General features: G+C 59.5%; 20 protein-coding genes. 6 read left to right on the forward strand and 14 right to left on the reverse strand.

What is annotated here, in order from left to right; all coding sequences use genetic code 11:
• Positions 1 to 140: 140 nt before the first annotated feature.
• Together AACY30_RS18205 and AACY30_RS18210 are read right to left on the reverse strand one after the other, a co-directional pair.
• Positions 141 to 1,727, reverse strand: coding sequence for an ABC-F family ATPase (locus AACY30_RS18205; RefSeq protein WP_339418942.1), 1,587 nt, complete (start codon positions 1,725 to 1,727; stop codon positions 141 to 143).
• Between the two features lie 142 nt (positions 1,728 to 1,869).
• The gene (locus tag AACY30_RS18210; RefSeq protein ID WP_339470028.1) at positions 1,870 to 3,108 is read right to left on the reverse strand and encodes an MFS transporter; all 1,239 of its coding nucleotides are present in this window, start codon (positions 3,106 to 3,108) and stop codon (positions 1,870 to 1,872) included.
• 155 nt (positions 3,109 to 3,263) lie between these two features.
• On the opposite strand from AACY30_RS18210, the gene AACY30_RS18215 reads away from it, so the two are divergent.
• Positions 3,264 to 4,076, forward strand: a complete 813-nt coding sequence (locus AACY30_RS18215) for a class I SAM-dependent methyltransferase (RefSeq protein WP_339470027.1) — start codon at positions 3,264 to 3,266, stop codon at positions 4,074 to 4,076.
• A gap of 136 nt (positions 4,077 to 4,212) precedes the next feature.
• On the opposite strand, the gene AACY30_RS18220 is transcribed toward AACY30_RS18215, so the two are convergent.
• Positions 4,213 to 4,599 carry a TIGR03067 domain-containing protein gene (locus AACY30_RS18220; RefSeq protein WP_339470026.1) on the reverse strand — a complete coding sequence of 129 codons (387 nt, stop codon included), beginning with the start codon at positions 4,597 to 4,599 and terminating at the stop codon, positions 4,213 to 4,215.
• 321 nt (positions 4,600 to 4,920) lie between these two features.
• Here AACY30_RS18220 and lpxO point away from each other — a divergent pair, with 321 nt between their 5' ends.
• Positions 4,921 to 5,820 carry a lipid A hydroxylase LpxO gene (gene lpxO / locus AACY30_RS18225; RefSeq protein ID WP_339540870.1) on the forward strand — a complete coding sequence of 300 codons (900 nt, stop codon included), beginning with the start codon at positions 4,921 to 4,923 and terminating at the stop codon, positions 5,818 to 5,820.
• Between the two features lie 19 nt (positions 5,821 to 5,839).
• On the opposite strand, the gene ligD is transcribed toward lpxO, so the two are convergent.
• Complete coding sequence (ligD, locus tag AACY30_RS18230; protein WP_339540871.1) at positions 5,840 to 8,323, reverse strand: DNA ligase D; 2,484 nt, start codon at positions 8,321 to 8,323, stop codon at positions 5,840 to 5,842.
• Positions 8,324 to 8,326: 3 nt separating this feature from the next.
• The gene (gene ku / locus AACY30_RS18235; protein WP_339540872.1) at positions 8,327 to 9,160 is read right to left on the reverse strand and encodes a non-homologous end joining protein Ku; all 834 of its coding nucleotides are present in this window, start codon (positions 9,158 to 9,160) and stop codon (positions 8,327 to 8,329) included.
• Between the two features lie 184 nt (positions 9,161 to 9,344).
• Between ku and AACY30_RS18240 the strand changes: the two genes are divergently transcribed.
• Together AACY30_RS18240 and AACY30_RS18245 are read left to right on the forward strand one after the other, a co-directional pair.
• Complete coding sequence (locus tag AACY30_RS18240; RefSeq protein WP_339470022.1) at positions 9,345 to 9,659, forward strand: hypothetical protein; 315 nt, start codon at positions 9,345 to 9,347, stop codon at positions 9,657 to 9,659.
• A gap of 12 nt (positions 9,660 to 9,671) precedes the next feature.
• A complete protein-coding gene (locus tag AACY30_RS18245; protein ID WP_339540873.1) occupies positions 9,672 to 10,829 on the forward strand; it encodes a PQQ-dependent sugar dehydrogenase in 1,158 nt (385 codons plus the stop codon).
• A gap of 96 nt (positions 10,830 to 10,925) precedes the next feature.
• On the opposite strand, the gene AACY30_RS18250 is transcribed toward AACY30_RS18245, so the two are convergent.
• On the reverse strand, positions 10,926 to 11,405 hold the full coding sequence (locus AACY30_RS18250) for a nuclear transport factor 2 family protein (RefSeq protein ID WP_339540874.1): 480 nt from the start codon (positions 11,403 to 11,405) through the stop codon (positions 10,926 to 10,928).
• A 53-nt stretch (positions 11,406 to 11,458) separates the two neighbouring features.
• Entirely contained in the window at positions 11,459 to 12,022 is a 564-nt protein-coding gene (locus tag AACY30_RS18255) for a TetR/AcrR family transcriptional regulator (RefSeq protein ID WP_339540875.1), read from the reverse strand.
• A 125-nt stretch (positions 12,023 to 12,147) separates the two neighbouring features.
• Here AACY30_RS18255 and pssA point away from each other — a divergent pair, with 125 nt between their 5' ends.
• Positions 12,148 to 13,491: a CDP-diacylglycerol--serine O-phosphatidyltransferase gene (gene pssA, locus AACY30_RS18260; protein WP_339540876.1), complete on the forward strand. Its 1,344-nt coding sequence runs from the start codon at positions 12,148 to 12,150 to the stop codon at positions 13,489 to 13,491.
• Between the two features lie 60 nt (positions 13,492 to 13,551).
• On the opposite strand, the gene efeO (AACY30_RS18265) is transcribed toward pssA, so the two are convergent.
• The 4 genes from efeO (AACY30_RS18265) to efeU are packed head-to-tail and all read right to left on the reverse strand — an operon-like array spanning position 13,552 to position 17,775.
• On the reverse strand, positions 13,552 to 14,370 hold the full coding sequence (gene efeO, locus AACY30_RS18265) for an iron uptake system protein EfeO (RefSeq protein WP_339457256.1): 819 nt from the start codon (positions 14,368 to 14,370) through the stop codon (positions 13,552 to 13,554).
• Positions 14,371 to 14,397: 27 nt separating this feature from the next.
• Complete coding sequence (efeB, locus tag AACY30_RS18270; protein WP_339540877.1) at positions 14,398 to 15,702, reverse strand: iron uptake transporter deferrochelatase/peroxidase subunit; 1,305 nt, start codon at positions 15,700 to 15,702, stop codon at positions 14,398 to 14,400.
• Positions 15,703 to 15,716: 14 nt separating this feature from the next.
• Complete coding sequence (gene efeO / locus AACY30_RS18275) at positions 15,717 to 16,919, reverse strand: iron uptake system protein EfeO (RefSeq protein ID WP_339540878.1); 1,203 nt, start codon at positions 16,917 to 16,919, stop codon at positions 15,717 to 15,719.
• Between the two features lie 10 nt (positions 16,920 to 16,929).
• Positions 16,930 to 17,775, reverse strand: a complete 846-nt coding sequence (gene efeU, locus AACY30_RS18280) for an iron uptake transporter permease EfeU (protein WP_339540879.1) — start codon at positions 17,773 to 17,775, stop codon at positions 16,930 to 16,932.
• A 170-nt stretch (positions 17,776 to 17,945) separates the two neighbouring features.
• Between efeU and AACY30_RS18285 the strand changes: the two genes are divergently transcribed.
• On the forward strand, positions 17,946 to 18,968 hold the full coding sequence (locus AACY30_RS18285; protein ID WP_339540880.1) for an AraC family transcriptional regulator: 1,023 nt from the start codon (positions 17,946 to 17,948) through the stop codon (positions 18,966 to 18,968).
• 742 nt (positions 18,969 to 19,710) lie between these two features.
• On the opposite strand, the gene AACY30_RS18290 is transcribed toward AACY30_RS18285, so the two are convergent.
• The 3 genes from AACY30_RS18290 to AACY30_RS18300 all read right to left on the reverse strand — a co-directional run bounded on the left by AACY30_RS18290 (position 19,711) and on the right by AACY30_RS18300 (position 25,057).
• Positions 19,711 to 20,235, reverse strand: coding sequence for a hypothetical protein (locus AACY30_RS18290; protein ID WP_339540881.1), 525 nt, complete (start codon positions 20,233 to 20,235; stop codon positions 19,711 to 19,713).
• A 230-nt stretch (positions 20,236 to 20,465) separates the two neighbouring features.
• Positions 20,466 to 21,881 (reverse strand): TolC family protein, encoded by a 1,416-nt coding sequence (locus tag AACY30_RS18295; RefSeq protein WP_339540882.1) that lies wholly within the window; start codon positions 21,879 to 21,881, stop codon positions 20,466 to 20,468.
• Positions 21,878 to 25,057, reverse strand: a complete 3,180-nt coding sequence (locus AACY30_RS18300) for an efflux RND transporter permease subunit (RefSeq protein WP_339540883.1) — start codon at positions 25,055 to 25,057, stop codon at positions 21,878 to 21,880. The genes AACY30_RS18295 and AACY30_RS18300 overlap by 4 nt, the downstream gene beginning before the upstream one ends.
• Between the last annotated feature and the right edge of the window lie 14 nt (positions 25,058 to 25,071).

Raw genomic sequence — 25,071 nt, forward strand, 5'->3', positions numbered from 1 at the left:
CCCTCCCGGAGCGAATAACCTGTGGCGAGGGAGCAAGCTGCCTCGCCACAAAAAGCGTGCTCATCTCAAGATGCAAAAAGCCCCGTCACACTGGACGGGGCTCTAACTTGCTGCTTGCAGCCGAAAACTAATCGCTGCTCTTAAAACACCACGCCTTGGCTGCGCAGGTAGTCGTCATAGGTGCCGCTGAAGTCGATCACGCCGGTGGCGCTCAACTCGATGATGCGGGTGGCCAGGGAGGATACGAACTCACGGTCGTGGCTGACGAAGACCAGCGTGCCTGGGTAGTTTTCCAGCGCCAGGTTAAGTGCCTCGATGGATTCCATGTCCAAGTGGTTGGTCGGTTCGTCCATGATCAGCACGTTCGGCTTTTGCAGGATCAGCTTGCCGAACAGCATACGGCCTTGCTCACCACCGGAAATCACCTTCACCGACTTCTGGATCTCGTCGTTGGAGAACAGCATGCGACCCAAGGTGCCACGGATCATTTGCTCGCCTTGAGTCCACTGGCCCATCCAGTCGAACAAGCTCATGTCGTCTTCGAAGTCATGGGCGTGGTCCTGAGCGTAGTAGCCCAGCTCAGCCGCGTCGGTCCACTTGATGCTACCGGCATCCGGCGTCAGTTCGTTGACCAGAGTACGCAGCAGCGTGGTCTTGCCGATACCGTTCGGACCGATGATCGCCACGCGCTCGCCCGCTTCAACCTGGAAGCTGAAGTCCTTGAACAGCGGTTTGCCATCGAAGCCTTTGGCCATGCGCTCGACGATGACCGCCTGGCGGTGCAGTTTTTTGTTCTGGTCGAAGCGGATGAACGGGCTCACACGGCTCGAAGGCTTGACCTCGGCCAGCTGGATCTTGTCGATCGCCTTGGCGCGGGAGGTGGCTTGTTTGGCTTTCGAGGCGTTGGCCGAGAAGCGGCTGACGAAGGATTGCAGTTCGGAGATCTGCGCCTTCTTCTTGGCGTTGTCCGACAGCAGTTGTTCGCGGGACTGGGTCGCTACAGTCATGTACTCGTCGTAGTTGCCCGGGAACAGGCGCAACTCGCCGTAGTCCAGGTCAGCCATGTGGGTGCACACGCTGTTCAGGAAGTGACGGTCGTGAGAGATGATGATCATCAGGCTGGAACGCTGGGTCAGGATGTTTTCCAGCCAGCGGATGGTGTTGATGTCCAAGTGGTTGGTCGGTTCGTCGAGCAACAGCACTTCAGGGTCGGAGAACAGCGCCTGGGCCAGCAATACGCGCAGTTTCCAGCCAGGGGACACTTCGCTCATCGGGCCGAAGTGCTGTTCCAGGGGAATGCCCAGGCCCAGCAGCAGCTCACCGGCGCGGGATTCGGCAGTGTAGCCGTCCATCTCGGCGAATTCGGTTTCCAGTTCGGCCACGGCCATGCCGTCTTCTTCGCTCATTTCCGGCAGCGAGTAGATACGATCGCGCTCGGCCTTGACCTTCCACAGTTCCTCGTGGCCCATGATCACGGTGTCGAGCACGGTGAATTCTTCGTAGGCGAACTGGTCCTGGCGCAGTTTACCCAAGCGCACGTTCGGCTCCAGCATGACCTGGCCGCCGGACGGATCGAGGTCGCCACCGAGGATTTTCATGAAGGTCGACTTGCCGCAACCGTTGGCACCGATCAAGCCATAACGGTTGCCTGCGCCGAACTTGACCGAGACGTTCTCGAAGAGCGGCTTGGCGCCGAACTGCATGGTGATGTTAGCTGTGGAGATCAATTACTTTACCTATCAATGGGTTGCGAGCGTGTCGGCAGGAGCCTTCAGGCATGCGTCAACAGCGACATCAAGGCGCGAAACCCGGTCGCTGAGCAGAAAATTTTGGATGTGTGTTGGAATTTGGCGCGTATTGTCGCATATGTCAGGCGACAGTTGTATGTCGAGCGAAGGATGGTTTCATCAACGTCTCCGGCATCGCCAGCCATAAGAGCGCCAGGGCCAGCGCTGCAACGCCGGCGAGTGTCAGGAACGCCGCGTTGTAGCCCGCTTGTTGCACCACGAAACCGGCCAGGCTGCTGCTCAGCGCCGCTCCCAGGCCGAACACGGTGGTGAGGGTGCCCAGGCTGACGTTGAAGCGGCCGGTGCCATGGGTCAGGTCCTTGACGATCACCGGGAACAAAGCGCCGAAAATCCCTGCGCCGATGCCGTCGAGCATTTGCACCGCCACCAGCCAGTAAGGATCGCTGGACAGCGTGTAGAGCACACCGCGCAGCGGCAGGATCATGAAACCGGCCATCAGCAAGGGTTTGCGCCCCCAGATGTCGGCCTTGAGCCCGACCAGCCAAGCCATCGGCACCATCACCAATTGCGCGGCGACAATGCAGGCCGACGTCAGCGGCGTGGCCATTTGTAGGTTTATCTGTGAGAGCTTTTGGCTGACCAGCGGCAGCATGGCGGCATTGGCCAAGTGGAACAGGGCGCAACAGATGGCGAACAACAATAGCGGGCGGTTCGCCAGCAATGCCTTGAGGCCGGAAGGTTGTTCATGATCGGTGTGATGCTCAGGATCGAAGCCGCGGGCAACGTCGTGGTCGATCGCTGCTGCCGACACGCAGCTCACGGCCAAAACACTGGCGACTGCCATAAACGCCATCAGGTAAAACACCACCACAGGACCAAACAGGTAGGCCAGGCCACCAGCCAGCAATGCGGCCACGGCGTTGCCGGCGTGGTTGAAGGTTTCGTTGCGCCCTGTACGACGGGTGAAGGCGCGTGGCCCGGTAATGCCCAGGGAAATCGCGCTGATCGCCGGCGCGAACACCGACGCGGCAACAGCACTGGCGGCCTGGGTCAGCGCTACCAGGCCGAAAGAACTGACGAAAGGCAGCAGCACGCAACTGAGGGTCACTACGATGGCGGCCAGCGCAATCACCGCGCGCTTGCTGCGGGTGCGATCAATCAGCGCACCCGCCGGGCCCTGGGTGAGCAGCGCGGCGATACCTGCCAGGGTCATGACCACGCCGATACTGGCCGGGTCCCATTTGTGCACGGCCAGCAGGTAGATAGCGAGGTAGGGGCCAAGGCCATCGCGGACGTCCGCCAGGAAGAAATTCAGGCTGTCCAGGGACAAGGCGTTACGCAGGTCAGACTGTGTGGCCATGGCTAGATCTTCGGAGGCGGCGTTCAAGGGCTGAGCGCTCATTGCGTTAATGACCCCCGGGCTTTGCGATAAGTTTCGCACGCTGCTCGGGGTTTTAATCCATGGGCACTTGGCTTATTTTCTGAGTCCCGCAGTACTGATTATCTGGAGATGCAATGGACATGCCCTCAGCGCAACAGGCGATTGCCAGCAACAAGGACGCCTGGGACCAATCTGCCAACCTGCATAAAACCACCGACACCTGGAACGCGTTGCTCAACAGCGTGGGTGACGCCGGTTTTTCTTGCCTGGACCCCACCCTTACCGGCTTGCTGCAAGACATCGGCGTAGCCGGCAAGGATGTGGTGCAACTGTGCTGCAACAACGGTCGTGAAACCTTGTCGTTGTTTGGCCTGGGCGCGCGCTCGGCGGTAGGCGTGGATCAATCACGGGCGTTTCTGCAGCAGGCCCGTGAACTGGCCAGTGTTTCGCCGCACAACCCCGAGTTCATCGAAAGCGATATCCATCACCTACCGCAGGATTTGCACCAACGCTTCGATATCGCCTTGGTGACTATCGGCGTGCTGGGTTGGATGCCGGATGTGGCGCTGTTCATGCGCCACGTCGCCAGCACCTTGAAACCTGGCGGCACGCTGGTGATGTATGAAACCCATCCGTTCCTGGAGGTGTTTGATCCTCGGGCGCAAAACCCCTTCTTGCCAGCCAGCTCTTACTTCCAGCGCGAGCCCTTTGTGCTGCAGGAGTCAATTGTCTATGAAGGCCAGGGCGAAGTTGCCGGGCCAACGTCCTACTGGTACGTGCACACGTTGGGTGAGGTAGTAAATGCTGCGATCTGCGCGCAGTTACAGATCAGCGACCTGCAGGAATATCCCCACTCCAATCGCGAAGAGCTTTACGACAGGTACGAACACCAGCCTGCGCAATTACCAATGTGCTTCACCCTGACCGCCATCAAACGGCCCGATTGAACCCATATTCGACAGGCAAAAAAAGCCCGCAAGGAGAGGCGGGCTAAGGGATTCACTGGAGTAGGTAGGCTGACCCTATAGCCCCGAAGGTGAACGTTTTGTGAAAATACTGTCGCTCATTCGGATGGCGCTCCGATCAGGCGCGCCGAACGAAAGTGCGCATGGTTTGACCTGGGCCAGTACTGAACGCAATTGGCCTGGGCATACTTTCATCGGCTGCAATAAACACGAACTCATCCTTTTCCAGGCGATAACTGGCGGGCAAGTGTTTGCCTGCGTCATCCCCAATGGAGTCGATCCAGGTAATGCGCTTGGGAACGGTGCTGCTGTCCAGGGAAAACCGGCCAGCCAGCAATACCTCGCCGCTGACGGTCTTCACTTCGAACCGGTCGCCGGTGATAGTGGTGATTGCACCCGGGGCGCTGTGGGCATCGACTGGGTTGAGCACGCCACTGTCTTCGAGCGCTATTTGCTCCCAGGCACCTTGAAGCGCTTGAACATCGGGGTCTGTTATCGATGACATACAAATTCCTTTTTGCTGAAGGGTAAATCGTCGGCTGTGAAGATGATGCGACGCTTTTTAGCATTTATGCCCTGATGCGCCTAGTCATCGATTGGAACCCTCAAGCCCCAGCCCAACCTATTTGCAAGACAGCTTTTCACAATTCTTAGTTAATTTATGGTTACAAATTATGGCTAAATAAGTGCCAATGGCTACGTACCGGATGTCGATCAGACGGTCGTGCCGATTGTGTGAATCTTGATTTCAGGCGTTGCTATCCAACCGCGGCCGTAGTGGGCACGTAGGAGCAGCCTGTTTTCTTCTGACGTGTGACGAATCCCCGTGAAACTCATCATTGTTATGCTCTACGTTGCCTCGATTGCATATGTACACCTGCGCGGTCGGGTGCGGCATAAGCTAGGCCGCCAACTCAGTGATCATTCGACCTTCCTGGCACCGATCAACTGCTTTCTCTACCTTTTCTCTGAACTGCCCAGCCGACCTTATCTGTCGCCCGGCGATTTCCCGGACTTGAGCCCGCTGCAGGCGCACTGGCAAGAAATTCGCCAGGAAGGCCTGGCCCTGATGCGCGCCGGGGAGATCAAGCGCTCGGTCCAGTACAACGACGTAGGTTTCAATTCCTTCTTCAAATCCGGTTGGAAGCGTTTTTACTTGAAATGGTATGGCGACAGCCATCCTTCCGCGATGAAGCTCTGCCCGCGCACCACTGAGCTGGTCCAGGGCATTGGCTCGATCAAGGCCGCGATGTTCGCGGAACTGCCGCCGGGTTCCAGGCTGGTGCGTCACCGCGACCCGTATGCAGGCTCGTATCGCTATCACTTGGGCTTGGACACCCCGAATGACCCGGGCTGCTACATCAATGTGGATGGCGAAAACTATTACTGGCGTGACGGCGAGCCGGTGATGTTCGACGAGACCTACATCCACTACGCCGAAAACACCACGCAGCAGAACCGCATCATCCTGTTCTGCGATATCGAGCGTCCGATGAAATACCGCTGGGCCGCGGCGTTCAATCGCTGGTTCAGCCGTACCGTCATGGCCGCTGCGGGCTCGCCTAACGATGCCGGTGACCAGACCGGTGGGCTCAATCGCGCCTTCACGCGCCTGTATAAGATCCGTCTGCGCGGCAAAGCGCTGAAAAAGCGCAACCGCATGCGCTACTACCTGGAAAAGTGGGCGATCTTCGCTGGGTTGGCGTTGATCTTTTTACTGATCTGAGGGGCGCCCTGGGCGCTCTTCACTGCGGTGGATGGGTGCCCAGCTTATCCCACATCTTCTTGCTGATTTTCTGGCGATTGGCATACCCGGCCCAGGGATCAACCTTCAACGCCTTTAAACGCTCATGCACGTTGGCGACCGTCCACTGCTGGGCACCGCGCAAGCCCTTCAATTCCTCACGACTGACCGGCATCGATACCGGCAATCCCGGGCGGGCGCGCACGGAGTAGGCCGCCACGGTACTGGCGCCTCGAGCATTGCGCAGGTAGTCGATAAAGATCTTGCCGACACGGTTTTTGGGCCCTGACGTTGCGGTAAAACGCTCCGGCAATTGCGCGGTCATGAACTGGGCAATCGCCTTGGCGAATGCCTTGACGGTGTCCCAATGGTCGCGCCGCGCCAGTGGCACGACCAGGTGCAGGCCCTTGCCACCGCTGGTCTTGACGAACGCCTGCAGCCCCAATTCGTCAAGCACCGACAGCGTGAGCTGCGCCGCTTCCAACATGGCTTTCCAAGGCAGTGCCGGGTCCGGGTCGAGATCGAGCACAAACAGGTCCGGGGTTTCGAGCTTGTCGGTGGTACCGCCCCAGGTGTGGAATTCCACGGTGCCCATTTGCACGGCACCGATCAATGCAGCGGCGCTGTCGATTTCCATCAGGCGTGAATGGCCAGGGTCGAGCGCCTGATCCAGTTGCTTGATGTCAGGCATGGCGAGCCGCTCGGAATGCTTCTGGAAGAACTGCTCGCCTTCAATGCCTTCGGGCGCTCTCAGCAGCGAAACCGGACGGTGACGCAGGAAGGGCAGAATCCATTGGCTGATGCTGTCGTAGAACTGCGCCAGCTGCTGTTTTTGCGTACCGCTTTGCTTATCGATTACGCGGTCGGGATGGGTGATGTTCACGTTGCCGCTGGGTTTTTTCGCGGTTTTCATGGATTTGGCCGCGCGCGGTTGCTCGTGAATGATCTGCGCAGCGGGCTTGTCGGTACGCATGCCGACAAACGCTGCCTGGCGAACCACGCCTTCTCGGGTCCATTCGGCAAATTGCACCTCGCCAACCAGCGTCGGCTGCACCCAATGCACGCCGCGGGCCTGGGCGCTGGTCAGCGGTTTTTCCAAGGGTGACGTGCTGCACTCCAGCGGCGTAAGTTGCGCGTAGATCGACTTCAGCGACGCCTGATCAAAGCCTGTGCCCACACGCCCGGCGTACACTAGCCTGGAATCATCATTCACCGCCAGCAACAGCGCCCCGAAACCACTGCGTGAGCCCTGCGGCCGGGTGTAGCCGACAATCACGAACTCCTGGCGCAAGCGGCATTTGAGCTTGATCCAATCGGCACTGCGACTCGACGCGTAGGGGCTGCCCAGGCGTTTACCGATCACGCCTTCCAGGGCCAAGTCGCAAGCGCTTTCAAAGATGTCACGAGGGTGCGCAGTGAACGCCTCAGAGAAGCGCAGCAACTTGCTACGGCTACCGGCCAACGCGGCCTTGAGGGCCGCGCGGCGATCCTCGACAGGCGCTTCGCGTTGGTCCTGGCCATTGAGGAACGGCGCATCGAACAGGTAGTAGACAATGTCCAGGCTGCGCCCGATATCAAACGCGTTTTGCAGCGCCTGGAAGTCCGGCAGGCCGTCGCCGTTGAGGCTGACCACCTCGCCGTCGAGCCAGCTGTCCTTGAGTTTCAGCGCTTGCAGGGCCTTGGCCTGACGGGGCAGGCGTTCGGTCCAGTCATGGCCGTTGCGGGTGAACAGGCGTACCTCGCCGTCACGAACGCGCGCGAGCATGCGGTAACCGTCGAACTTGATTTCGTAATGCCAGTCGCCTTCTGGCGCGCGGTCCACCAGCGTGGCCAATTGCGGGGCGAATTGCTCGGGGAGGGTGACTACAGTTTTTCGCGGCTTGGGCTTGGGCTTGGGCTTGGCTTTAGCGTTGGGTTTGCCGACCGACGCGTTGCTGAGCACGCTGTTCGGTTGGGCCTGGACAATATCGTAGTCATCGGTAGGGCGTGCCTGTGGGTCCTTTTCCTTGATCAGCAGCCATTGTTGTTTATCGCCGCTGCCCTTCAGGCGCGTGCGCACCAGGGTCCAGTCGCCTGAGAGTTTCTCGCCGACTAAGGTGAATTTGAGTTTGCCGGCGGCGTAAGCCTTGCGCGGGTCGTCATGCGGTTGCCACACGCCGCGGTCCCACACGATAACGTCGCCTGCGCCGTACTGACCCGCCGGAATATTGCCTTCGAAGCTGCCATAGCCGAGGGGGTGATCTTCAACGTGGACGGCCAGGCGTTTCTGGCTGGGGTCCAGGCTCGGGCCTTTGGGCACTGCCCAACTGAGCAACACGCCATCAAGCTCCAGGCGGAAGTCGTAGTGCAGGTTGCGCGCGTCATGTTTCTGGACCACGAACGACAGCGCCGAGGCCTTCCTTTTGCCGGCGGGCGCACTCCCTTGTGGTTCGGCGGTAATCCCGAAGTCGCGTTTGCGGTTGTAGTCGCTGAGGGGCTTTGGCATGACTTATGAGGCCTTGGTGGATTTTTTCACGGCGGGCTTCTTTGCCGGCTTGCCGGCCAGGCTGCGCTTGAGCAATTGCGTCAGGTCAATCACATCGGCTGACTTACGCTCCTCACCGTCCGCGCTGCTTTCGACGTCCTCGATCTTGCCGGCCTTGGCCTTCTTGGCCACCAGCGCCATGATTTTCTCTTGGAAGCTGTCGCGGTAGTCATCCGGTTGCCAGTCGGCGCTCATGTCTTCTACCAGGCGCTTGGCCATGTCCAACTCGCCTTTAGCCAACGTGGGTTTGGTCACGTCGCTGCCCAATTCAAGATCGTCCAGGCTGCGCACCTCGGCGGGCCAGCGCAACATCACCAGTATCAGGGCCGAGTCCAGGGGCATCAATGCGGCCAAGTGCTGCTTGGTGTGCAGCACCACATTGGCCAGGGCGACTTTATTGGTTTTTTTAAGGGTTTCCCTTAGCAACGCATACACCTTGCCGCCGCGTTTGTCCGGGGCGAGAAAGTAGGGGGTGTCGATGTGCTGCAACGGAATCTGGTCGCTGGCAACAAACGCCATGATTTCAATGGTCTGGGTCGACTTGGGGTGGGCCGAGCGGATTTCTTCTTCGCTGAGCACCACGTACCGACCTTTCTCGAACGCGACGCCCTTGACGATGTTCGCTTTCGTGACTTCCTTGCCAGTGGTCTTGTTGATGCGCTTGTAGCCCACCGGGTCCATGCTGCGTTTGTCGAGCCAGTCAAAGTCAACGCCCTGTGATGACGTGGCCGAGACCAGTGACACCGGTATATGCACCAGGCCAAAGCTGATGGCGCCTTTCCAGATTGCCCGTGGCATATGTGCGATTCCTTACATAGAGGCTGTGTTCTGGTGACTCGGACCCTGTGGGAAAAGTTTCCACGGACAGATGCACGGACAGATCGTGTTACACCTGATGAGAAACTATTTAGTGTCGAAAGCCGAACCTGAGGCGTAGCGTGTTATCGAAAGCACGTACTCCTCGCCCCAGAGAGGCTTTGTCATGAACAGCTGTGTGCGTCACGTTGCAGCGCTGGTGTTGGGTTTGGCCCTTGTCCCCTTGGCCCATGCGCAAAACCTGCCCGGTAACAACAACGCCAATAACGGTCCGATTCACCGGGCCAACCCCAACAGCATGCAGGGCACCCAGCCCAATGCGCCGGCCATTCGCGGTATTCAGACTGGGCCGACCACACGTACGCCGACCCTGGAGAACGGCGGCATCGGCAACCGCTATCCCCAGCGCGATGCCGCCCCGAGCCGCCCGGCCACCGAAACCAAAGCCCCCACTTATGACGCCAGCGGCAATCGCCGGTAAGGATCCAGCCTTATGTTTCTACGCAAAACCCTGCTAGCCGCCGTTTGTGCAACCACGCTGCTGCCGTTGACGGCGGCTGTCGCCGCCGAAGCCCATCAGTTCCCCAGCGAACAAGGCAGTATCACCGCCACCCCGATTGCCACAGGCCTGGACCATCCATGGGCGGTGGCCTTTCTGCCGGACAAGCAAGGCTTCCTGGTGACGGAACGTCCCGGCCACCTGCGCTTTGTCAGCCCGGACGGCAAGCTCTCCGCGCCACTGACGGGCGTGCCTGAAGTGTGGGCCAAAGGGCAGGGCGGTCTGCTGGACGTGGTGCTGTCTCCGGATTTCAAACAGGACCGCATGGTCTACCTGTCTTACGCGGAAGGCGGCGGCGAGGGCGGCACGGCCGGCACTGCGGTGGGCCGTGGCCGGCTGGCGACAGATCTCAGTGGCTTGACCGACTTCAAAGTGATCCTGCGCCAGGAGCCTAAGCTGTCCACCGGCAATCACTTCGGCTCGCGCTTGGCCTTCGACCGTGACGGCTACCTGTTCGTGACCCTTGGGGAAAACAACGCTCGCCCGACGGCCCAGGACCTGGACAAGTTGCAAGGCAAGGTCGTGCGTATCTACCCGGACGGCCGCGTGCCGGATGACAACCCGTTTGTCGGCCAGCAAGGCGTACGCCCGGAGATCTGGTCCTACGGCCAACGTAATCCCCAGGGCCTGGCGTTGAACCCGTGGAGCGATACGATCTGGGAAAACGAACATGGGCCGCGCGGCGGCGACGAGATCAACATCATCGAACGGGGCAAGAATTACGGCTGGCCGTTGGCAACCCATGGCATCAATTATTCGCTGACACCCATACCCGAAGCCAAGGGCAAAACGGCGGAGGGCACGGTGCCGCCGCATCACGTCTGGGAGAAATCACCGGGTATCAGCGGGATGGCGTTTTACGATGCAGACCGCTTCAAAGCCTGGCAGCACAACGTCTTTATCGGCGCGCTGGTCAGCCAGGAGTTGATCCGGTTGCAGTTCGATGGCGACAAGGTCGTTCACGAAGAGCGTTTGCTGGGCGGCTTGAAAGGGCGGATCCGCGATGTGCGGCAGGGGCCCGATGGCTTTTTGTACGTGCTGACGGATGAGAAGGATGGCGTGCTGTATCGGATTGGGCTGAATCAGGACTGAGGTAGGCCGACACTTGCCTGTGTGAGCTGGCTTGCCTGCGATGCAGGCACCTCGGTGTATCAGGTGCACCAAGGCAGGCAAGCCAGTTCCAAAGGGTTACAAGCCCAGGTCGGACAGCCCCGGATGATCATCCGGGCGCCGGCCCAGCGGCCAGTGGAACTTGCGTTCGCTTTCCTTGATCGGCAGGTCGTTGATGCAGGCAAAACGATTGGCCATCAGGCCGTTCTCATCGAATTCCCAGTTCTCGTTGCCATAGGAGCGGAACCAGTTACCCGAATCGTCGTGCCACTCATAGGCATAGCGCACCGCGATGCGGTTATCGGCGAACGCCCACAGCTCCTTGATCAGCCGATAATCCAGCTCCTTGGCCCACTTACGGGTCAGAAAAACTTTGGCTTCTTCGCGGTTATGCGCGAATTCGGCACGGTTGCGCCACTGCGTGTCCAGGGTGTAGGCCAAGGACACCCGTTGCGGGTCGCGCGAATTCCAGCCGTCCTCGGCCAAGCGCACTTTTTCGATGGCCGACGCGCGGGTAAACGGCGGCAAGGGCGGACGTGTTTCTGCAATCGATGACATCGTGTAATTCCTCAAGCAATAGGGTTTATCGAGCGTTGCGCCTGCCAGTGCATTCAAAGTCCCAATAACGTTCGCGCCATGCCTTGCGCATGATCGGCCGCTGTTGAATCGCCCATCACCAGGGCAACGGTAATGGCGCCATCGATCAGGATCAGCAGTTGCGCGGCCTGCCGTTCGGGCGCGGGGGTACCCTGTGCCTGACACAGTTCAAGTGCATACTCGAACAGTTTTTGTTTATGCGCCTTGGCCAGCAGGCGCACCGGGTCTTGCGGGTCGCCGGTTTCGCCACTGGTATTGATAAAGGCGCAGCCACGAAAATCTGCAGTACCGAACCAGGCCTTGAGCGCGCTGAACAGCGCAAGCAGGCGCTCACCTGTGTCTTCGCTGCGTTCCACCTCATCGCGCAGCCACTGCATCCAGCGCTCATCGCGGCGCTGCAGAGCGGCAATCACCAGTTCGTCTTTATTGGCGAAGTAGCGGTAAATGCTTTTTCTCGAGACACCGGCGGTCTTCACCAGAAAGTCCATGCCAGTGGCGGCGATGCCATGGCGGTAGATCAACTTTTCGGTGACGTCGAGGATAATATTGCGGGTTTCATTGCTGGTTATGTCGTTCATACTGCAAACAGTAGAACGGTCGTTCTTCTTGGTCAATTAAATTTTTTCCATGCAACACAGCGAGACCTGAGCACCCCCATGGTGTAAGCTCGGGGCCTCTTCGGATTCGACCCATTGCGAGCCTTATGCCGTCGTTCTTCAAACGCTCCCTGTTGCCCAAACTGCGCGGTTTCCCCCTCACTCCCGACGCCCTTGAGGTGCTGTCCGGCGCCGACGCGTATCGCCGTTGCCTGCTGGAGAAGATTGCCCAGGCCACGCGGCGTATCTACATCGTCGCGCTGTACTTGCAGCAGGACGAGGCGGGCCAGGAGATCTACGATGCGCTGCACGCGGCCAAGGCGGCACGGCCGCAGTTGGACATCGTGGTGGTGGTCGACTGGCTGCGCGCCCAGCGCGGTTTGATCGGCGCCGGCAAGCAGCCAGGCAACAGCGCCTGGTATCAGTCCATGACCCAAAGCCACAGCACTGAAGTGCCGGTGTATGGCGTGCCGGTGCAAACCCGCGAGTTGTTCGGCGTGCTGCACCTCAAGGGCTTTGTGATCGACGACACGGTGCTGTACAGCGGTGCCAGCCTGAATAACGTGTACTTGCACAAGTTCGACAAGTACCGCTTCGACCGTTACCACCTGATCCACAGCCAACCGCTTGCCGACTCCATGCAGCACCTGGTGGAACACGGGCTTGTCGCCTCCAAGGCGGTTAATCGCCTGGACCTGCCCAATCCCCCGACCACGCGCAGCTTGCGCAATGATATCGGCGACTTGCGCAGCCGTTTGAAACACGCGACCTATGACACCACGACGGGGCAGTTGCCCAATGGTCACCTGTTGGCCAGCCCATTGCTCGGGGTTGGCAAGAACAACCCCCTGAACCGGGTGATCCTCGAACTGATCGCCAGCGCCCAGCACCAGTTGACCATCTGCACGCCGTACTTCAACCTGCCGCTGCCGGTGACTCGCGAAATCAACCGCGCCCTGGCGCGAGGTGTGAAGGTCGACATCATCGTCGGCGACAAGACCGCCAACGATTTCTACATTCCGCCGAGCGAGCCGTTCAAGGTCATTGCTGCGCTGCCCTACCTCTACGAAATCAGCCTACGCCGCTTCGCCAAGCGCCATCAGCGCGACATCGACCACGGCCAGTTGAACCTGCACCTGTGGCACGACGGCGACAACACCTACCACCTCAAGGGCATGTGGGTCGACCAGCGCTACACGTTGCTCACCGGCAACAATCTCAACCCGCGGGCGTTCCGCCTCGACCTGGAAAACGCTTTGCTGATCGACGACCCGCAAGGCCAGTGGCTTGAACCGCGCCGCACCGAGCTGGCGCAGATTTTCCAGCACAGCACGCGTATTGAGCGTTATCAGGACCTGCAAACGCTGCTGGACTACCCGGAGGCGGTCGGCAAATTCCTGCGTCGGGTCAGCCGCGTTCGGATCGAGCGGCTGCTGTACCGCATCCTGTAGATCTGCAGGCGAAAAAAGACCCAGCCCCTCAACAGGGCGGGGTCTTTTTTTATCCAGCGTTTAGTTCAGGCCCAGCTTGCCACGCAACATGGACAGGTCTTCAGCCAGGGTGTTGACCGGACCCACCAGCGCCTTGCGGTCGCTTTCCTTGACCTTGTCGTAGGTCTCAAAGCCGCCGTCCTTGGTCTTGTACTTGGCCAGGATCTTGTCCACGGCGGCGAAGTTCTTGTCGACTTTGGCCAAGAAGGTTTTGTCTTGCTTCTCGATCTGGCCACGGAACAGGTCGACGATTTTCTTCGCGCCGTCGATGTTGCCCTGGAAGTCGTACAGGTCGGTGTGGCTGTAGCGGTCTTCCTCGCCGGATATCTTGGTGGCGGCGACTTCTTCAAGCAGCGCTGCGGCGCCGCCGACGACTTTTTCCGGCGGGAAGGTCAGGCCGTCGACGCGGGTCTTGAGGTCGTTGACGTCGGTGTTGAGTTTGGCGGTCAGGGTTTCCAGGCCCTGGGTGCTGTTTTGCGAGAACAGTGCGTATTCGAGGCGGTGGAAGCCGGTGAAATCTTCGGCGGTCACGCCTTTTTCATGGTCATCGACGCGGGAGTCGATGGACGCATCGAGATCGCTGAACAGTTCGGCAATCGGCTCGATGGACTCATAGTGTACGCGGGTCGGCGCGTAGAGCTTTTTGGCGGTGGCCAGGTCGCCTTTGTTGATGGCGTCGGTGAACGCCTGGGTCTGGGTGACCAGCTCGCCGATTTCTTCGGTGACGTAGATCTTGTAGTCCGACACCGGGCCTACCAGGTCCAGCGGCGCGGTAGCGGCAAACGCTGCCAGCGGCGAAAGGGTCAGCAACAACGACAACGCAATGGTCGACTTCTTCATAGGACGATTTCCGCTCTGGGGGTTGTTTTAGGGAGTGGCAGTGGTGTGAGGGTGCGTTGCAGCCAGCAGCGTGCGCCCGATGAAATCCTTGGGCCCAGTGACCCCCGGCAAGGTGAAGAAGTATCCGCCGCCGACCGGCTTGAGGTACTCCTCCAGGGGCTCGCCGTTGAGCCGGGTTTGTACGCTGATAAAGCCTTTCTCCAGGTCAGCCTGGTAGCAGATGAACAACAGCCCCATGTCCAACTGACCGTTTTTGTTAACGCCGTTGGAGTAGTTGAACGGCCGGCGCAGGATCAGGTTGGCCTGAGTCTGCGGGGTGCGCGGGTTGGCCAGGCGGATATGGGCATCGAGCTTGGTCAATTTGCCTTCCGGGTCCTTGCTGTAGTCGGGCACCTGGGTTTCTTTGGCGCCGTCCATCGGCGCGCCGGTCGGCTTGATGCGGCCGATGATGCTTTCCTGCTCTTGCAGCGGGGTTCGGTCCCAACGCTCGACGAAGTTGCGGATGATGCGCACCGCCTGATAGCTGCCATTGGCCGCCCAGGCCGGTTCGTCGCTGCCAGGCTGGACCCACACAATCTGGTCCATGGCCTTGGCGTCGTTGGAATTCGGGTTGGCCGAACCGTCACGGAAACCAAGGAAGTTACGCGCGCTCTGCGCAGGTTCTCCGGGTTTACTCGGCGCCTGCGGCGGTACGCTGCCTTCCTGCTTCCAGCGCACCATCAGCAGGTCCGGCAGGTTCTTCACAATGTCGCGCAGGGCGTGGATATTGGTGTCAGTGGTGTTGGCGCAAAATTGCAGGCTCAGGTCACCGTGGCACTGCGCCGGTTCCAGCGCGTCGTTGGGGAAACCAACCATGCGGCTCAGGCGCTTGGGCTTGACTGCCGTGAGGCCGAAGCGCTCGTCGAACAGCGACTCACCGACAGACACGGTGATGGTGAGGTTGTCCGGCGTCACCACCGGGCCGAGAATGCCGGAGTCGGTGGGCGGCAGTTTCGGATCGACTTGCGGCACGGTGCCGCCGGTCATCAGAAAAGCGATGCGTTCATTCAACGTGCGGAACAGGCGTTCCAGGTCTTCACGGTCGCTGGCCAGTACATCGAACGCCACGAGCATGCCGCAGGCCGGGCGCGGAGTGACGATGCCAGTCTGGTGCTTGCCAAAAAAATCGTGGTGGTCCTGGGTTTTGTCACTGCGGGGTGCCGCGGTGACTTGTTCCGCTGCGGCGGCCATGGCCGGGCAGCTCAATGTGCTACCGGCAATCGCGGCGCCGGTGGCGGCCATGCCCAACAGGACACGGCGGCGCTGAAGGTCAAACTGTTCTGAATTACTCATGTAGGCGGTCGTCTTCACTGCAGGCCGGAAAGGCCAAGGGCGGGGTCGATTCCATCGAGTGCAACGGCCAGAGCCTTGGCCTTGTCGGCGATCTGCTTGCGCTGATCGGCGGTCACGCTGTCATAGCGGCGGTACTGGCCGTCGACTTTCAACTCATTGAGTTCGCTGTCGAACGCCGCGAGGGCGCTGTCGACTTTTGGTAACAGGTCGGCGGCGGACTTGCTCAGCAGCGGGCGCATCAGCTCGACGACCTTGTGGGCGGCTTGCAGGTTGGCGGCAAAACCATTCAGGTCGACGTGGCTGTAGCGCTCTTCTTCACCGCTGATGGCGCGCACATCGGCCAGGCCATTGAGGTTGCGCACCACGATGCTCACCAGTTGCTCGGGCGGCAGGGACTGGGCCAGCAGTTGTTGCTTCAGTGTCGTGACGTCGGTTACCAGGCGCTGCGCAATCGGCGCGAGGCCGTCGAGGCTGCGTTGTTGGAATAGGCCGTATTCCAGGCGGTGGAAGCCGCTGAAGGCCGGATCCTGTTCGCGTTTCTCAAAGTAGTCGGCGCGGGCGTTGATCGCGTTGTCCAACTGCGCCAGGCGTTGCGCCGCCGGGGCCAGTCGCTGGTAAGCCTCGCGCGCCGGTAGATAAAGCCCTTGGGCTTGCGCCAGGTCACCCGCATCGATGGCTTGCTGTAAGGCAGTCACCGCCTTGACCAATGCGCTGCCTTGGCTGCTCAGATACACGCGGAACTCCGACAATGGGCCGATAAACGCCACCATCGACGGCTTGGCTTTGGCCTGGGCGTCGGATTCGGCGGTGGGCGTTACGTGCAAGGTGCCGCGCGGGTTGCTCAGCAGGCCGCACGTAATCGCGTAGTCGCCGGGCAACAGGTTGGCGTTGATCACCTGGCTTAGACCGGGGGCGATGTTCTCGCGTTCTTCGACCACCAGCACGCCGTCGAGGATTTCCCATTCCACGGCACGCTCGGAGCGGTTGATGATGCGAAAGCTCGCGCGGCCAGCGGGTACAGTCAGTTCATTCGGTTCGCAGGCATGGCCGTGGATGGTCACGGCAATTTCATTGTGGTTGACCTGGCGCTTGCTGGCCGCCAGTTGCGAGGCGTAATAGAACAGGCCACCGGCGGCGATCATCACGACCACCGAGCCCGCCACGGCCCAACGCAAGGCGCGGGGTGGCAGAGCCGGTTGAGGAGTTGGGTTGGACAAGAGGCGGTCCTTAGTGGGTGGAAACGGAAGAAGGAGTGGCGGCAGGTTTGGGCGGTGCAGCGGGCAGGAAGAACATCACCAGCGCCACCACCAGGTAAGTCAGGTAAGCACCGAGGGTGCTGACGGTGGGTGCTTCCTGATAGCCGAACATGCCGGCCAGTATCGAACCCAGCGGGCTGTCCATCGGCAAAGCAGTGCTGAAGTCGAACAGCACGGTTTGCAGGTGGTTCCACACGCCCGCTTCGTGCAGGGCTTGCACCGAGTTGGCGAGGATGCCGGCGGCGACGACAAGGATGAACAGGCCGGTCCAGCGGAAAAACGCGCCAAGGTTCAGGCGCATACTGCCGGTGTAAATCAGGACGCCGACAATGATCGCCAGGATCAGGCCGAGCAGGGCGCCCATCGGCGCGCCCGGGCCTTCGCTCTGCTGGAACACCGCCAGCAGGAAGAACACGGTTTCCAGGCCTTCACGGGCCACCGCGAAAAACACCATCAGGATCAGCGCGGTCACCTGGTGTTTGGAACCGGCCAACGCGTGATCCAGGGATGCGTGCAGGGAATGCTTGATGGAGCGCGCCACTTTGCGCATCCAGAACACCATGGAACTGAGGATGCCCACGGCGACCAGGCCGACGATGCCTTCGAACAGTTCCTGCTGTTTCTGCGGGAACTCGGCGCTGACCAATTCAAGGCCACCACCGACCAGCAGGGCCAGCGCAGCGGCGAGGAATACACCGATCCACACGGCGGGCATCCACTGGCCACGGCCGGTCTGTTGCAGGTAGCTGGCGATGATGCCAACGATCAATGCGGCTTCAATGCCTTCGCGCAGCATGATGAGAAAAGGAACGAGCATTTGGCACCGCAGTAGAACTAGATAGGGTGCTAAGTTGTAGCATAATGATACTCATTGCTAAACAAGAAATATTGACTTTAGCTGAACAGGGCCTGAACGGTGGTGGCAAATCGCGACCCACTTTATGATGCATGCCATTATTTGTTGTGCAGCCGGATGCCCGATCCCTCATGTTGGAAAAAGACACCATCTCCATCCACCTCGTGCGCGAAGCTTTGTTGCAGAGCTGTGCGCCGGGTGAAGCCGCGATCGAAGTGCTGGATAAAGCCGGTATCGACCCGGCACTGTTGGGCCAGCCCGATGCGCGCGTGTCGGCCACGACCTATGCGCGTCTATGGCGCCTGCTGGCCCGGCGTATGGACGATGAGTTCTTCGGCATGGACCCGCGCAAACTCAGGTCCGGCAGCCTGGCCTTCCTTTGCCGCGCTTCCATGGCGCAACCCACCCTCGGCGCAAGCCTGGAAACCGGCCTGGGGTTTCTGTCACTGATGCTGGAGCGAATGCCCGCGCAACTGGTGCGTCAACAAAGCCTGGCGGAGATCGTGCTGCTGGAACCGGAGCCCGAACCCAACAGGGCCTTCACCTACTTTACGTATTGGATGATTGTGCACGGTGTGGCCTGTTGGCTGGCGGGACGTCGGATTCCAATTCTCGCGATTGAACTGCGCTGCTCAAAACCGGACTTCTGCGATGATTACCAGGTGATGTTCTCCGACAACCTGCGCTTCGACCGGCCGCGCACCCGCATGATCTTCTCCGCCGACTACTTGGACCTGCCGATCAAGCGCAGCGTGCAAGAGCTCAAACGTTTCCTGGCCCATGCGCCGGCCAATATTCTGGTCAAGTACCGCGACCCCGACAGCCTCGCTACCCGCATCAAACACGACTTGCGCCAGATGCCCCCCGAGACCTGGCCGGAAACCGAAGGCCTCGCCGCCAGCCTGTGCATCTCCGCTTCCACACTTCGCCGCCGCCTGGCGGAAGAGGGGCAGACTTATCAGGGCCTCAAGGACAGCGTGCGTAAGGAGTTGGCGATTGTCTGGCTGGCCGAACCGCAGATCAGCTTTGCCGAGATCGCCGAGCGGTTGGGGTTTGCTGATACCAGTTCGTTCTACAAGGCTTTTCGTAAGTGGGCGGGGTCGAATCCGGGGCATTACCGAAGTTTGATTTTGAATGAAGTCGCGCGGTGTTAGTTCTGGTGTAAGGCGGCAAGAAATAACTCCTCTTATCTTTCATTAGCGTCTGAAGAGCTTTCCCGCAACTTTTTAGGATGTGGCCGGCATATCTCATCTGATAGTTCGTGCACAGTGGTTGGCATGGTTCTCGCCGATGCTTTCGCTGATTCCTACTTGGAGTTTCGCGATATTAAACGCTCGGTGTAAACAATCCTCCCTCCGGCTGTGAGGAATGCCTATGCATAACTAAAAACCTGCAGTTGCTTTGCTGCATGCGTCGCATGTTGAGATCTTGATTATTAATTCATGAAGGTGGATTTATGAAAAGTCTTATTGCATTGCCATTTGCATTATTGATGGGGTTGTCGTTTCAGGCGTCGGCCTTGTGCTTAAACGTTTCTGAAAGTTATAGCGGTATCATAGAGGGTAAGACGGAACTGACTGCGCATGGCCCTTTTACGATTACACCTGCCAACGGCTGTTCCGGAGCTAGCATTGATGCCTTTGTTTCTCCGGGTGGTGCGGGGAGTGCCCCTCGAATTCTAATTGAGCGAGAGTTGGGAGGGAGCTGGCAGTCGGTGTCGACTAGCATAGGAAATAGTGTTTCTCACGTCGGCAGTTTCGGAACGTATCGAGTGAGGTTGGACAATCCTGAAGCAATATCAAAGTCTTATTCAGGTAGTGTCAGGTACGGGCGTTAATACGCTTGCAGGTAGCGCGCTGAAGGTATCATCAGCGCGCTGCTTTCTGAGTGTTTTGATCATGCGTGATCATCTATAGATAAGGTACTGGCTGTGGAGCTTCCTAGGTAGGCCAGGGCATTGATTGCTTGGTTGGCACTAACCATTCGGTGAGTAATATACGCAATATGCTCCGGCTTCGAATAGCGATCAGTTTTGAAATACGCCATGTTATCTTCCAGTTTCTCGTTAAATAAAGCGATCGCATTGAATTTAACGTCCATTTTCGTTTGGCGGCCATTTGCATCTGATGCGCCGTCTCCCGATATGAACATCATGAACGTATTGTCATCTATGAGTCCGCTATCGTAAAGTTTGCTGCCCACTTCTTTAAGTTCGTTGGTGCTGATAGAAGTCAGGTCATAGCTTTTTAAAAAGATTTTTAGGTCGTTAATTTTTTCTGGGTCCTTAAGCTTCAGCGTCTCCGCCGCTTTGGACTCTTCCGTCAGCGTAAAGGCATTCGTCACCATGGTTGGGTTTCTGACCACACGAGCATCAGTTTGCTTCGATAACGTGGTCGCTGTGTTCGTAACGAGCATGCCCATAACAATCTCCTGTCTGTATTAAGAATTACACCCCCGTTATCGACGTACTAGAGTCCAACATTAGCTTTTGAAGAAATTTCAGAACCCTCTGACAGATAAGGCTGACTAATGTGCAGGCAACTTCCTAACTATCATCCCTGTAAAACACCCGACCAAAAAAAGCCCCGTGACCGAATGGACCACGGGGCTAAAAATTGGCTGGATGCGACCAACCAAAGGAGCTCTTTACTTCACTTGGCGGTGGCAACAACCGTGTCTGGCTGCCAGCCACCACCGAGTGCTTTGTAGATCGCGACAATCCCGCGATACAAATCCACTTCGGCCTGGGCCTGGGAGTCTTCGGCCGCCAGACGCTCACGTTGCGCGTCAAGCAGCACCAGGAAGTCCACGGTGCCTTCGCGGTAGCGGATCGCAGCCAGGTCGGCGGCGGCGCGGCTGGATTCGCTTTGGCGGATCAGCGAGACCAGGCGTTGCTGACGCTTGCCGTAATCACTGAAGGCGTTTTCGGATTCTTCCAGGGCCAACAGCACTTGCTGCTCGTAGTTCGCCAGCGCGCCATCAGCCTCGGCATCGGCACCGCGCAAACGGGCGCGTACGCTGCCCAGGTCAAAGGCGGCCCAGGTGATGCTAGGGCCGAGGGCCCAGGCATTCGCAGCGGACGAGCCGATCTGCGAACCGCGCCCGGCGGTAAAGCCGAGGAACCCGCTGAGGCTGACCCGTGGGAACAGATCGGCCTTGGCCACACCGATACGCGCAGTGGCGGCGGCCAGTTTGCGTTCGGCACTGAGAATGTCCGGGCGACGTTGCAGCAGTTGCCCCGGGTCGCCAATCGGCAATGCCTTGGCAATCGCTGGCAGGTCTTTAGGACTCAGGTCCACCGTCAGCTTGTCAGGACGCTGGCCGAGGAGGGTGGCGATGCGGTTACGCTCGCGCACTTGCTCGGCCTGCAGTTGCGGCACGCTGGCTTCAACCGCCGCGAGGCGTGCGTCGGCACGTTCCACATCCAACTGATCACCCACGCCGGCATCGCGCAGGCTTTCGGTGATGGTGCGCGATTCCTGCTGGTTCTTCAGGTTGTCCAGGGCAATGCGTTCACGCAGTTGCGCGCCGCGCAGTTGACCGTAGGCATCCACCAGTTCGGCAATCATGGTGACTTGCAGTTGGTACAAGTCAGCCTCGGCGGCTTGCTGGTCGGCGTCGGTGGCTTCCAGGTTGCGCTGGATGCGGCCGAACAGGTCCAGTTCCCAAGCCATGTCCAGGCCGAGGTCGTAACGCTCGGTCTTGACGCGCCGGGTGGTCTGGCCCGGAATCTGCCCTTTGCCCTGGTCACTGCTGACGCGGCTGGTGATGGTCGGCATGGCGTCATTGCTGGCGTCATCGCGGATGGCGCGGGCGGCCCGCAGACGGGCAAAGGCGACGCGCAAATCACGGTTGCCCAGCAGCGACTGAGTCACCAACTGGTTGAGGGTCGGGTCCTCGAACTGCTGCCACCAGATGCCTTCGAACTTGGCGTGGTCATACTTCTTGGCATCGGCGGCGGCCGTGACATTGGCCGCCTCCGGGGTCTGGGTTTTGTAGTCCGGGCCTACGGCACAGGCGCTCAGTGCCAGCACCAACAAGCTCGGCAAGAATACTTTCACACTCATTGCTGTGTCTCCAGCTTCAAGGCCTTGGCCGCTTTGCGCGCTTGCTGGCGCTCCACATAGCGACGGATCAGTACGTAGAACACTGGCGTCAGCAACAGACCGAAGAAGGTCACACCGATCATCCCGGAGAACACCGCCACGCCCATCGCATGGCGCATCTCGGCACCGGCACCGCTGGACAACACCAGGGGTACCACACCCATGATGAAGGCGAACGAGGTCATCAGGATCGGCCGCAGACGCAGACGGCAGGCTTCCAGTACCGCAGCCAGTGGGTCGAGGCCTTCTGCCTGTTTATCCTTGGCGAACTCAACGATCAGAATCGCGTTCTTACACGCCAGGCCCACCAATACGATCAGTCCGATCTGGGTGAAAATGTTGTTGTCGCCGCCCGAGATGATCACCCCGGTAATCGCCGACAGCAGCGTCATCGGAACGATCAGGATCACCGCCAGCGGCAGGCTCCAGCTTTCGTATTGGGCGGCGAGTACCAGGAACGCCAGCAGTACGCAGAGCGGGAACACGAACAGCGCGGTATTGCCCGAGAGAATTTGCTGATACGTCAGGTCGGTCCACTCGTAGGTCATGCCGTTGGGCAGTTCGTCTTTCAGCAGTTTTTCAATCGCAGCTTCTGCCTGGCCCGAGCTGTAGCCCGGTGCAGCGTTGCCGTTGATTTCAGCCGTGATAAAGCCGTTGTAGTGCATCACGCGGTCCGGGCCCGAGGTGTCGCTGACCTTGATGAAGGTCGCCAACGGGATCATCTGGCCTTTGTTGTTGCGCACTTTCAGCTGGCCGATCTGGTCTTCATCAAGGCGGAACTGTTGCTCAGCCTGCACGTTGACCTGGTAGGTGCGACCGAAGCGGTTGAAGTCGTTGGCATACAACGAACCCAGGTAGATCTGCAGGGTGTCGAAGATGTCGCTGATCGCCACGCCGTGAGTCTTGGCCTTTTCACGGTCGATAGCCGCATCGACCTGAGGCACGTTGACCGTGTAGCTGGTGAACAGGCCGAACAGCTCCGGCGTGTTACGGCTCTTGGTGATGATGTTCTGCACTTCTTTGTACAGCTCGTCGTAACCCAGGTTGCCACGGTCTTCGATCTGCAGGCGGAAGCCACCAATCGTACCCAGGCCCTGTACCGGCGGCGGTGGGAAGATCGCCATGTAGGCTTCCTGGATGTCGCTGTATTTAGCGTTCAACGCGCCGGCAATCGCACCGGCGGACATGCTCGGGTCTTTACGTTCGTCGAACGGTTTCAAGGTCACGAACACGATGCCGCTGTTCGGGCTGTTGGTGAAGCCGTTGATCGATAAGCCCGGAAAGGCTACGGCAGCTTCCACACCCGGTTGTTTCAGCGCGATGTCAGACATGCGCTTGATCACGTCTTCAGTGCGGTCCAGGCTCGCGGCGTCCGGCAATTGAGCGAAGGCCACCAGGTATTGCTTGTCCTGGGCCGGTACGAAACCGGTCGGGGTGTGGGCAAAGCCGAACCAGGTCAGCACCATCAAGCCGGCATACAGGAACAGCGCGATACCGCTACCGCGAATCACCCGGCGTACGGTGCCGACGTAGCCGTGGCTGGCTTTTTCAAAGAAGCGGTTGAACGGTTTGAACAACCAGCCACCAAACAGCTTGTCGAGCATCTTGGAGAAACGATCCTTCGGCGCGTCATGGCTACGCAGCAACACGGCGGCCAGGGCAGGGGACAAGGTCAGCGAGTTGAACGCCGAGATCACTGTCGAAATCGCGATGGTCAAGGCGAACTGTTTGTAGAACTGCCCGGTCAAGCCGCTGATAAAGGCAGCCGGAATGAACACTGCACACAGCACCAGCGCCGTCGCGATGATCGGGCCGGTCACTTCGCTCATGGCCTTTTCGGTCGCCGGGAACGGTTCCAGGCCCAGCTCGATATTCCGTTCGACGTTCTCCACCACCACGATGGCGTCGTCCACCACGATACCGATGGCCAATACCAGGCCGAACAGCGACAACGCGTTGAGCGAGAAGCCAAACAGGTGCATCACCGCAAACGTACCGATCAACGAAACCGGCACCGCCACCAAAGGAATGATCGAGGCGCGCCAGGTCTGCAGGAACAGGATCACCACCAAAACAACCAGAATCAGCGCTTCGAACAGGGTGTGCACCACCGCTTCGATGGAGCCGCGCACAAAGATGGTCGGGTCATAGACGATGCTGTAGTCCATCCCTTGCGGGAAGTTCTTTTTCAGCTCATCCATCTTGCCGCGCACTTCGTTGGAAATCTCGATGGCGTTGGAGCCAGGGCGCTGGAAGATCGGGATCGCCACGGCCGGCTGGTTGTTGAGCAACGAGCGCAGGGCGTATTGGCTGGAACCCAGCTCGATCCGTGCGATGTCTTTGAGGCGGGTGATTTCACCGTTGTCGCCTGAGCGAATCACGATGTTCTCGAACTCTTCCTCGGTCACCAGGCGACCTTGGGTATTCACCGACAACTGGAATGCAGTGGTAGACGGCGCGGGTTGCGCACCCAGGGCACCGGCAGCCACTTGACGGTTCTGCTCACGGATCGCGGTCACCACATCGGTGGCGGTCAGGTTGCGCGAAGCGGTCTTGTTCGGGTCCAGCCATACCCGCAGGGAGTAGTCACCCATGCCGAACAGCTGCACGTCACCGACACCGCCCAGACGCGCCAGCTCATCCTTCACATTGAGCAACGCATAGTTGGACAGGTAGAGCATGTCGTAGCGCTGATCCGGGGAGGTCAAGTGCACCACCATGGTCAGGTCGGGGGAGGCCTTGTCCACGGTAATACCGATGCGCGTCACTTCCTCAGGCAGTTTCGGCTGAGTCCGCGTCACACGGTTTTGCACCTGCACCTGCGCGTTGTCCAGGTCGGTACCCAGGGCGAAGGTGATGGTCAGGGTCAGCTTGCCGTCGGCGGTCGACTGCGAGGACATGTACAGCATGTTCTCGACGCCGGTGATCGCCTGCTCCAGCGGAGCGGCCACGGTTTCGCCGATGACCTTGGGGTTGGCGCCCGGGAAGTTGGCGCGTACCACCACAGTCGGCGGCACCACTTCCGGGTATTCGCTGATCGGCAATTGGAACAGCGAGATCGCCCCGGCGATCAGGATCAACAGCGAGAGCACTGCTGCGAAGATCGGCCGCGAAATGAAGAACTTGGAAAAATTCATCTTGAGTCGTATCC

Origin of the sequence: Pseudomonas sp. RA_5y_Pfl1_P24, assembly GCF_963970945.1 — a bacterium.
GTDB classification, from domain to species: Bacteria; Pseudomonadota; Gammaproteobacteria; order Pseudomonadales; family Pseudomonadaceae; genus Aquipseudomonas; species Aquipseudomonas tritici.